Source organism: Colwellia psychrerythraea (genome assembly GCF_000764225.1).
Lineage (GTDB): Bacteria > Pseudomonadota > Gammaproteobacteria > Enterobacterales > Alteromonadaceae > Colwellia > Colwellia psychrerythraea_D.
In genome coordinates this window covers 104,130-112,515 of sequence record NZ_JQED01000008.1, presented here as the reverse complement: position 1 = coordinate 112,515, position 8,386 = coordinate 104,130, and the positions used below count along the sequence as shown (strand labels likewise).

At 38.0% G+C, this 8,386-nt stretch carries 12 protein-coding genes; 1 reads left to right on the top strand and 11 read right to left on the bottom strand.

The genetic code is table 11. From position 1 onward, the window contains the following. Nucleotides 1–248: 248 nt before the first annotated feature. The 6 genes from ND2E_RS15140 to ND2E_RS15160 all read right to left on the bottom strand — a co-directional run bounded on the left by ND2E_RS15140 (nt 249) and on the right by ND2E_RS15160 (nt 4,756). Nucleotides 249–578 (bottom strand): hypothetical protein, encoded by a 330-nt coding sequence (locus tag ND2E_RS15140; RefSeq protein WP_033093021.1) that lies wholly within the window; start codon nt 576–578, stop codon nt 249–251. Nucleotides 579–700: 122 nt separating this feature from the next. Beyond that, on the bottom strand, nt 701–1,681 hold the full coding sequence (locus ND2E_RS15145; RefSeq protein WP_033093020.1) for a questin oxidase family protein: 981 nt from the start codon (nt 1,679–1,681) through the stop codon (nt 701–703). A gap of 125 nt (nt 1,682–1,806) precedes the next feature. After that, nucleotides 1,807–2,088 carry a hypothetical protein gene (locus ND2E_RS15150; protein ID WP_033093019.1) on the bottom strand — a complete coding sequence of 94 codons (282 nt, stop codon included), beginning with the start codon at nt 2,086–2,088 and terminating at the stop codon, nt 1,807–1,809. 390 nt (nt 2,089–2,478) lie between these two features. Continuing rightward, a complete protein-coding gene (locus ND2E_RS23060; protein ID WP_190277810.1) occupies nt 2,479–2,652 on the bottom strand; it encodes a hypothetical protein in 174 nt (57 codons plus the stop codon). A gap of 107 nt (nt 2,653–2,759) precedes the next feature. After that, nucleotides 2,760–3,968: an acetyl-CoA C-acetyltransferase gene (locus ND2E_RS15155; RefSeq protein ID WP_033093018.1), complete on the bottom strand. Its 1,209-nt coding sequence runs from the start codon at nt 3,966–3,968 to the stop codon at nt 2,760–2,762. Nucleotides 3,969–4,009: 41 nt separating this feature from the next. After that, the gene (locus ND2E_RS15160; protein ID WP_081961988.1) at nt 4,010–4,756 is read right to left on the bottom strand and encodes an SDR family oxidoreductase; all 747 of its coding nucleotides are present in this window, start codon (nt 4,754–4,756) and stop codon (nt 4,010–4,012) included. A gap of 646 nt (nt 4,757–5,402) precedes the next feature. Between ND2E_RS15160 and ND2E_RS15165 the strand changes: the two genes are divergently transcribed. Next, nucleotides 5,403–5,633 carry a glutaredoxin family protein gene (locus ND2E_RS15165; protein ID WP_033093017.1) on the top strand — a complete coding sequence of 77 codons (231 nt, stop codon included), beginning with the start codon at nt 5,403–5,405 and terminating at the stop codon, nt 5,631–5,633. Between the two features lie 145 nt (nt 5,634–5,778). Here ND2E_RS15165 and ND2E_RS15170 read toward each other — a convergent pair whose 3' ends face one another. From ND2E_RS15170 to ND2E_RS15190, 5 genes are all read right to left on the bottom strand, one after another. Further along, on the bottom strand, nt 5,779–6,216 hold the full coding sequence (locus ND2E_RS15170) for a universal stress protein (RefSeq protein ID WP_033093016.1): 438 nt from the start codon (nt 6,214–6,216) through the stop codon (nt 5,779–5,781). A gap of 34 nt (nt 6,217–6,250) precedes the next feature. After that, entirely contained in the window at nt 6,251–6,724 is a 474-nt protein-coding gene (locus ND2E_RS15175) for a hypothetical protein (protein ID WP_033093015.1), read from the bottom strand. Between the two features lie 297 nt (nt 6,725–7,021). Next, a complete protein-coding gene (locus ND2E_RS15180; protein ID WP_033093014.1) occupies nt 7,022–7,240 on the bottom strand; it encodes a hypothetical protein in 219 nt (72 codons plus the stop codon). Between the two features lie 193 nt (nt 7,241–7,433). Next, the gene (gene tehB, locus ND2E_RS15185) at nt 7,434–8,000 is read right to left on the bottom strand and encodes a tellurite resistance methyltransferase TehB (RefSeq protein WP_033093013.1); all 567 of its coding nucleotides are present in this window, start codon (nt 7,998–8,000) and stop codon (nt 7,434–7,436) included. 115 nt (nt 8,001–8,115) lie between these two features. Beyond that, on the bottom strand, nt 8,116–8,328 hold the full coding sequence (locus ND2E_RS15190; protein ID WP_033093012.1) for a hypothetical protein: 213 nt from the start codon (nt 8,326–8,328) through the stop codon (nt 8,116–8,118). Between the last annotated feature and the right edge of the window lie 58 nt (nt 8,329–8,386).

Here is an 8,386-nt window from a genome sequence, read left to right as displayed (position 1 = left end):
AGCCGATCACTCAATACCATTTTGACCGAAAAGTGATCGGCATCGATGGTATTGAGTGATCGCGATGGATGGTATTAGGTGATCGGCTTAGATGGTATTAGGTGATCGCGATGCATGAGAATATGCACTAATCACACACTATCCTTATTAAAGATTCATAACGCCCAAATAATAGACAAATTATAGCTGATTAAAATAAGCGACGAAGGAGCAAAAAACAACGGTAATAGTCCTGATTAATTTGCTTGTTAGCATCTCAACTCTAATATACTAGCAACCCTATCTTGTGTCTCTTGACTGAACATTTTAAATTGCTCTTTAGTAAAAATACCGTAACTTTTTAAAGAAACTAATTTCATAAGTATATTATTACGAGTTGGATTATTGAACATCTCAGCAATTTTTGCATCTTCAGCTTGAATTAAGTCATATAGATCTAAGTACGACTTATGCTCTATACCTTCTCTTTTTTTAGATAGCTCTTCAACTTTGATAAATATTACTTCACAAGCTTTTGCTGTTAAATCATTTTGTAGTTTTCGAAATAGCTTCCAATCTTTTTCAGTTACTGATGACATGCTAGATCCTCATTGAGTGCTAACGCCCTGTTAACAGACAATAAAATAGTTGGTTAAAATAAGCGACGAAGGAGCAAAAGCCAACTGTTTTTTGTCCTTGTTTAACAGCTTGTTAGCTACGATTACTGAGATACCATTCTTTTGGCAACAGTATAATATAATGGATCTTTATCCTTAGTATATTCACAGAAACATGTATAAACTAATTTAATTACATGGGAATCATTTGACTTTAATGCACTACTAATGACAAGAGGGAAATCAAAGCTATTTTCTGATATTTGTATTTCTTTATCTGCATAATCAAGTCCAGTGCTCAGGTAAGCTACTAAAATAGCTTTCCACAGCTCTTTTAACGCAATATCAACATATTCAATGTAAGGCATGACAATAGAGAATGCGTGGCAACCAGTTACTGTGTGTAATAATGTGAAGTCATCTTTTGCACAGTAAGCTTTTAAAGCAAACTTCTTTAAATCTGACAAATTGACTGAATGTGGTTGAATAACACAATTTTCATGTTTTAGTAAACTACCAATTTCAGACATTCTATTAACTATTATTCTGGGTGAAAAATTATGATTTACCCCTACTGGAGCCAACCTTGTAAGGATTTCCTCCAAGGATTCATTCGATGTCTCAATACTAAGCTCAAACGATTGATATTCGGCACACCAATAAGCTAAAGCAATTGCTATTTCGCTTTTATTATTAGCTTCAATGGCATATGCCAAACGAATTAACGCATGAAAGGCTGAAGCTGCCACACCTGAAATTAACACGGGCAATGATTGTTTTAGGACAGTATCAATACCATGAATCCTTAGCTCACCTTTAAAATACTTTAAATAACTCCTGAAGCTATTACTGTTACCTAAGTCATGCTCTATATTTTTGACTGGGGTTATACTGTCTAAGTCACCTATGTGTTCAAGCCCCTTAACACTTTCGTCAAAAGTATTATTAAGCTTAGTTTGTGAAGCATTTAATTGCGTTAATGCAATCATAACCATAGGTAGGTGAGTAGCAAGACCTCCTCCGTAAAGTGGGTGATACTTTCCTGCTTTATCAAGCAGCACATCTAAAGTGTTCGATTCTTCCATGAGACTCCGTTAAAGATGAATAGCAGCTAACGCCTCGCTAACTGGCGAAAAATTTTTGGCTAAAATTACGAAGAATGAGCGCAAGCCAACTATAATTTTTCCGTTTAAGCGCCTTGTTATATGCATTACTCTACTTTACACCCACATTTATGGCAGTTGTCTTGAGGCCAACGTAAATCGAGGGCATTGAAACTGCGAAAAACTTGCCTAGTACCACATTTAGCACAATGTAGATTATACGCAAAAAAAAGAACATAAATACCAAAAGACATACCTAACCAGTATGTCCAGTTTGAAAGATGAAACCAATCATCTCCTTGGAAGTTTGCGATATCTGATCGATGTAAGATAGTAATTAGTATTTGAATCACCAGTAGAGTGATCAACTTCTTCTTATTTTTATTCATCAAAACTCGCAAATATCCTTATGCATATAACAGCTTATTGGAAGGCATAGTGCCTTATTTAAACAAGGTATTATGCCTACTTTTATAATTTATTGAGTTCAACCATAACGGTTAATTCAATGATTTTCAAGGAATTGCCAAGTACAAGGTTTTATACCATAAGTTGAAATAAGGCGTTATGCCTGATTTTTCTCAAAAGGTGATATCACCTCTTAATCTGTACATAAAACCAGTGATAAATACAGACGTAATGCATGAGAAAATATATGGCTAACAGCTATAGGTTAATGTCGGCAAAGCGCACCGAAAAGCCGTTAGCTGTTGTCATTTACATGTTGTTTTTGATGCTTTTAGACAGTAGAAATGTAGTTGAAGTTTTAGGCTCAAGGATTAGTTATAACCTCGAATATAATTACAGGTGACAAAATCGTTTAAACCCGTCTCGTCAAAAGCTTTAGATGGCGCAGCCCTAGCCTTTAACTTCTCATCATCTGTTGATTGTCTGTTATATTGATCTTTTTTAGTTGTCTGCACTCGTTTTTGACGCAATAGACCTTTTTCCATTAGTGCCTCCATTTATCGTTAATTTACTTGCCATTACATTGATTATATTACGTTTTTTACGCATCATCGAATAATATATTCGATGATGCGCAGACTGATTAGAGTGATTAATCGAGCAGTTTTACAATCACAGCGGTACCCATACCGCCACCGATGCAAAGTGATGCCAGTCCTAACTTGTTTCCACGTTTTTTCATTTCATGGATTAACGTAACGATGATGCGGTTGCCAGAAGCACCTAATGGATGCCCTAACGCAATAGCACCGCCATTAACATTAGTGCGTTGTTTTAAGTTATCCAAGTCTTCATCATGCTCAGCACATAACTGCTTCATTACACCTAGTGCCTGAGCGGCAAAGGCTTCATTGAGCTCTAGCAATTCGATATCAGAAAATTCAAGATTGGCTTTAGCCAGTGCCTCTTTTATTGCCGGCACTGGGCCCAATCCCATAACAGTTGGATCGACGCCTACTTGAGCATAACTCACCAACTCCGCAACAGGTTTAAGCTGATGTTGATCAACAGCCGCTTGCGAGGCAACTAAAATTGCAGCGCCGCCATCATTAACACCTGAAGAATTTCCTGCGGTTACAGTGCCCTCTTTTTTAAATGCTGCTCTCATTTTTGCTAAAGATTCTAATGAGGCATCTTGGCGCGGATATTCATCTGTTTCCACAACCGTCGTCTTACGGCGCACAGTTACGTCAACGGGCACGATTTCATCACTAAACTTGCCTGCTTCTTTTGCGCTTACAGCGCGACATTGGCTTTCTAAGGCAAAGGCATCTTGCTCTTCACGACTCACACCAACTTGTTCCGCTATATTTTCAGCGGTAATGCCCATGTGGTAGTTATTAAAGACATCAGTCAAGCCATCGGTGATCAGCGAATCAGCTAATTCTAAGTTGCCCATTTTGCTGCCAAAACGAATATCTGACGTGACGATATAAGGGAAACGTGACATATTTTCACCACCGCACGCCATCACAAGGTCGGCATCACCAGCCTTGATGTGTGACGCTGCATCCATAACCACCTTCATGCCACTGCCACAAATCATGTTAACGGTATAAGCAGGTATTGTCTCGGGAACTCCTGCTGCAATAGCGGCTTGACGTCCTGGCCCCATGCCCTGCCCGGCAGAAATGACGTTACCCATGATCAATTCATCTAATTGCTCTGGATTGACATTGGCCTCAGCCAAGACACCGTTAACGGCTGCTGCAGCTAAATTAGCGGCCGGTACCGATTTTAATGACCCGCCAAAACTTCCTATTGCGGTACGCTTTGCTGATACTAAATAGACTTTATTCATCAGTAATTCCTTTATTAAGTTTGTAGGTGTGTGAACTGGGATTAGTGCATGTATTGGCCGCCATTTATATTAAGCGTTTCACCAGTAATATAAGACGCATGTTCGCTAGCCAAGTAGCTGACTGCTTTGGCAATTTCTTTAGGCATAGCCAGACGGCCCAATGGAATTTGCGCCTTAATAGAATCGAGAATTTCATCTTTAAGTACATTGACCATAGGCGTTGCTGTATAACCTGGGGCAATCACGTTGACTGTCACGCCGCTACGGGCTGATTCTAGCGCCAATGATTTTGAGAAACCTATCATACCGGCTTTGGCAGCGGCATAGTTTGCCTGGCCAAATTGGCCTTTAAGACCATTGATAGAGGAGATATTGATAATGCGTCCGCTGCCTTGCTCACACATAGGGTTAAAAACAGGCTGAGTAACGTTGAACAAACTGTTAAGATTGGTGTCGATAACATCGTTCCATTTATCAACAGTCATGCGCTTAAATGCAGAATCTCGAGTAATGCCAGCATTGTTAACCAAGACATCGATAGTGCCATAGTCCTTCATTACCTGCTTTAATGTCTCAACGCAACTTGTTGAATCGGTGACATCTAAAGACAAAAGATTTAGTGTAGCCGAGTCAAATGATTCATCTTCAAGCCATTGCTGTGCAACATCTTCTTTGCCCGGGCGATGAGTGGCCAGTACTTTAAATCCATCTTCTACCAACTGATGACATATCTCTGTGCCAATTCCACCCATAGCACCAGTAACTAAAGCAATTTTCATATTTTCCATAACGATCCTCTATAGCTTTTTAAGGTAATAAATTCTTCTCATTATCGGAGCTAAGATTAATTGCCGACACGGCAGTTAGCCCCGATGGTTCATTAAACGTTTATTTACAGTAGACCCTACAACTCCTAATATCACTTTCTTCCAGGCTTGCTATTACTTCTATCCAAAACCAGCACATTTAGTGTGTTTTAAACACACTAAATGTGCGTCTTTCTTACAACCTTTGTATAAGTTAGCAATGGTCTGTGACGATAATATGACAGTAAGTTTTATTTGATAATTTAACTGCAAGATGGTCAGGCTAGTCAGTTAAAGTGGTATAATTAGCGGATTAAACAACATGAACTTACCACGCTGACTATCCCACGACTAACAGTATTACAATTATCACACCACAATTTAACCTACTGTTTTATAAATAATAATTAGTTTTCTCTTTGTATTTTAATGATGATTATGTGACCATGTGGTGCGTAATATTCAGCCGATGCACTAATTTGGCACCTGATAATGCTTTGCTCCATTGGTTGACGAGAGTAGCCTAAATGTCTTGGTATATAATCGATAGTTTAGTGAATTCATTTTTGTTTTTTTTAAAAGTTCAGTAAAATAGTGAGTCTTTAACAAAAGACCAAAAAGGTTAGTGATGAAACGCATTGTTTTATATATTTCAGATAAATGTCCCCATTGCCGTGAAGCTCAAAAATACTTGGATGATAATGGCATCCAATACCGATTAACAAATGCGAAAATGCAACGCGGTAGAAAAGAGCTTGATGCGATAGGTGCTCGCTCTGTGCCAGCACTTAAAATTGGTGATGAAGTCATGATTGGCTGGAATCTAAAAAACTTTAAGAAAATCTATGGCGCAGGTTAAGTAGATAAGCAATTCCAGCATGTGACTATATAGGGCAGTTTAATGATTGCTTTGGGGAATTAGCACATTTCATTTAGGGGATACTGAACGACTGCTAGTCAGGAAAATCAGCCGTTCAACGAACTTACCTCATTATTAAGATAAATCATGGTACCAATACAATAGGTACACCGACTGTATGAGCCAGTTTATTTGCTACACTGCCAAATAAAGCGTCAAAAATAGAAGATCTCCCCTGTCGACCAACAAATAGCATAACAGCATGAGTTTCGGCGACTTGTTCTTTTATGATGACGGCAGGATCACCCCAAAGTAGTTCAGTCGTAATATTTGTCGTTGAACTGTTATATTTTTCTACTAAAGGCGTTAACACTTTAGTTTTAATCTTTATTTCCTCCGCTTCTTTGTCTAATACAGGTGGAGCAACATCTTCAATAATCATAGGATGTAAATATGGCCAATCAACAACTGTGACTAGCTTTACTTTAGCACGCGTTTTTTCAGCTAAATGAATTGCACGATCAGCCGCACGGTTTCCCCATTCGCCTCCATCAACGGCAACGAGATATAATGATTTGCTCATTTTTACTCTCCCATTAATTAGTAATGAATTTGATTTATTTTACACCCTCGTTATACCCATAATAAGGATAATCACTTCTTTTAAAAGGAATTAGCTCGTAATTTGACTGTAAAAAAGTCACTAAGTTTACTAATTCTGTAACTGTCATCACATCGTTATAAACGGTCATGTTAGAAACCCCTTCAGTTTGAATGCTATCAAGCATATAACCCTTGGCAAACTTATGAGATGGATTAATCACTGACGTGAGTAAATCCGCATAAGTTTTCACTTCGGTATTTTTTCCACCAAGGAACACTGAAAATTTAGGGTTATTGTCTTGCTCCGGTTGCGGCTCTAATCCCTCTAGCACATGACATGCTAAACATTGGTATTTTAAAAATACGAGTTTACCTTCATCAATATTTCCTTCAGGCAAACTAAACCCTTTAGGTGATTTCGGCCCCAAGTCACAGCTGAATAAACCAACAGCAACTATTGCAAATAAACAAAATAATAAATGTTTCATATTCCCTCCTAACAATAAATATTTAAGGAATACTAAAATTTTAGTTTGCCGCTTAATTTTTATACAGTAACTATTCGCCGTTAACTTAAGGTAGATCAATAATTATTCAGTTAAGCTAGTTAAACACTAAAGCTTAAATTGTAGCTAGTTGGTAAGGTCAAGCAACGTTACGATAATATGTCTCTAACACCCATGATCCTTTATCGATACTTTCAATATTTAGAAACCGTCCAACACCTAGGTAGTTCATCTATTACGCCAAATAACCCTCTCTGTTTAAAGGAGTTAAATCTCTTACTATAATGTATAAATATCAGTATCAGCTCGTTTATGCATTTCACCTTGGGCGAGTAAACCATCAATTGCAGTTTGCACTTCTGCAATATTATGTGAGTACCTTTCATTGGCAAGCCATTGGTTACAAATACGTTGCGCTGACGCTGACGCCGTTGGATGAACGGAAAGGTAATTAATAATACCCCGTTGGATCTCACTATGGATGTCTTGCATTTTCATGATCACTATCCTTATTTAAAAGTGTTTCATAAACAAGTTTAGTTCGGTTTATGGTATTTTTCCTACGCTGAATGCCTTTGTTTGTTGTACGTTAGCAGGAAAAAGAAATGCACTGAATGGGAACTTGGATAACAACATAAAAAGCCTCAATAATGAGGCTTGTTATAAGAGTTGAGGTGAGTACTAATAGTTTTTAACTGGGTTTTTGCGCTAGTAGTGTTGCAAACTGCAATTTAGCACCATTGTGCATAGTGCCTACATCTTCATTGTATTTAATCAGCTCCCATCCCGCATAAGCCTCACGTAACTGATCTGTTTTTAAAGTAAATGGGAAACCAACTGGGCACGGGTGCTGTTCAGTACTCATGGCACAAACAATTAAGTTATAACCGCCAGCCAAAGTATGCTCTTGCATATCAGCAATGACTGCATTTATACGCGCTGGATTGACAAACATTAATGTCACAGTGCAGTTTATAAAGCCATAATCTTCACTAAGACTGGCATTGTTAATATCATACACTTGAGCCTTAACGTTACTCATCTCCTCTCCATTAACTATGCTTTGCAGCATATTAATGGCACCGGGGTTGGTATCTATGGCGGTAACGTTAAAGCCAAGTTGGCCAAGGTGAATCGCATTACGGCCATTGGAACACCCCATATCTAAGGTATCGCACGGCTCAATAAGTTTACACGCTTCAACGACTTCACTGTGCGCAGGGTTTAAGCCGTAACGACTATTTAGATCAACTTTCATGGTAACCACTTAATTTATGAAATAAGGGCCATTATCTTACGCTAAACATGAACAATTAATTATGAAGGGTCACACTTTGATGAGGCAGATCAACATTTATTTTGCTCAATTGGAACTATTGGTGCTCTCGGTATTTAGGATCAGTCCAACATTTAGGTAACTCTTCACCAGAAAGAAAGATTAAATCCACTTTATTGAATTCTTCAGGATCTTGTAATTCTTCACCTACTTGATAACAACCTAACACTTTATCATGAAATAAATTTGTTAGATCACTCAGTCTTTCTACATCAACTATATCGCCGTTATTTCTATTTTTTAAGAACATACCAGACTCCTATAAATCGAAATTGTTAACCTTACAATACCTCTACAGTATAGCCAAT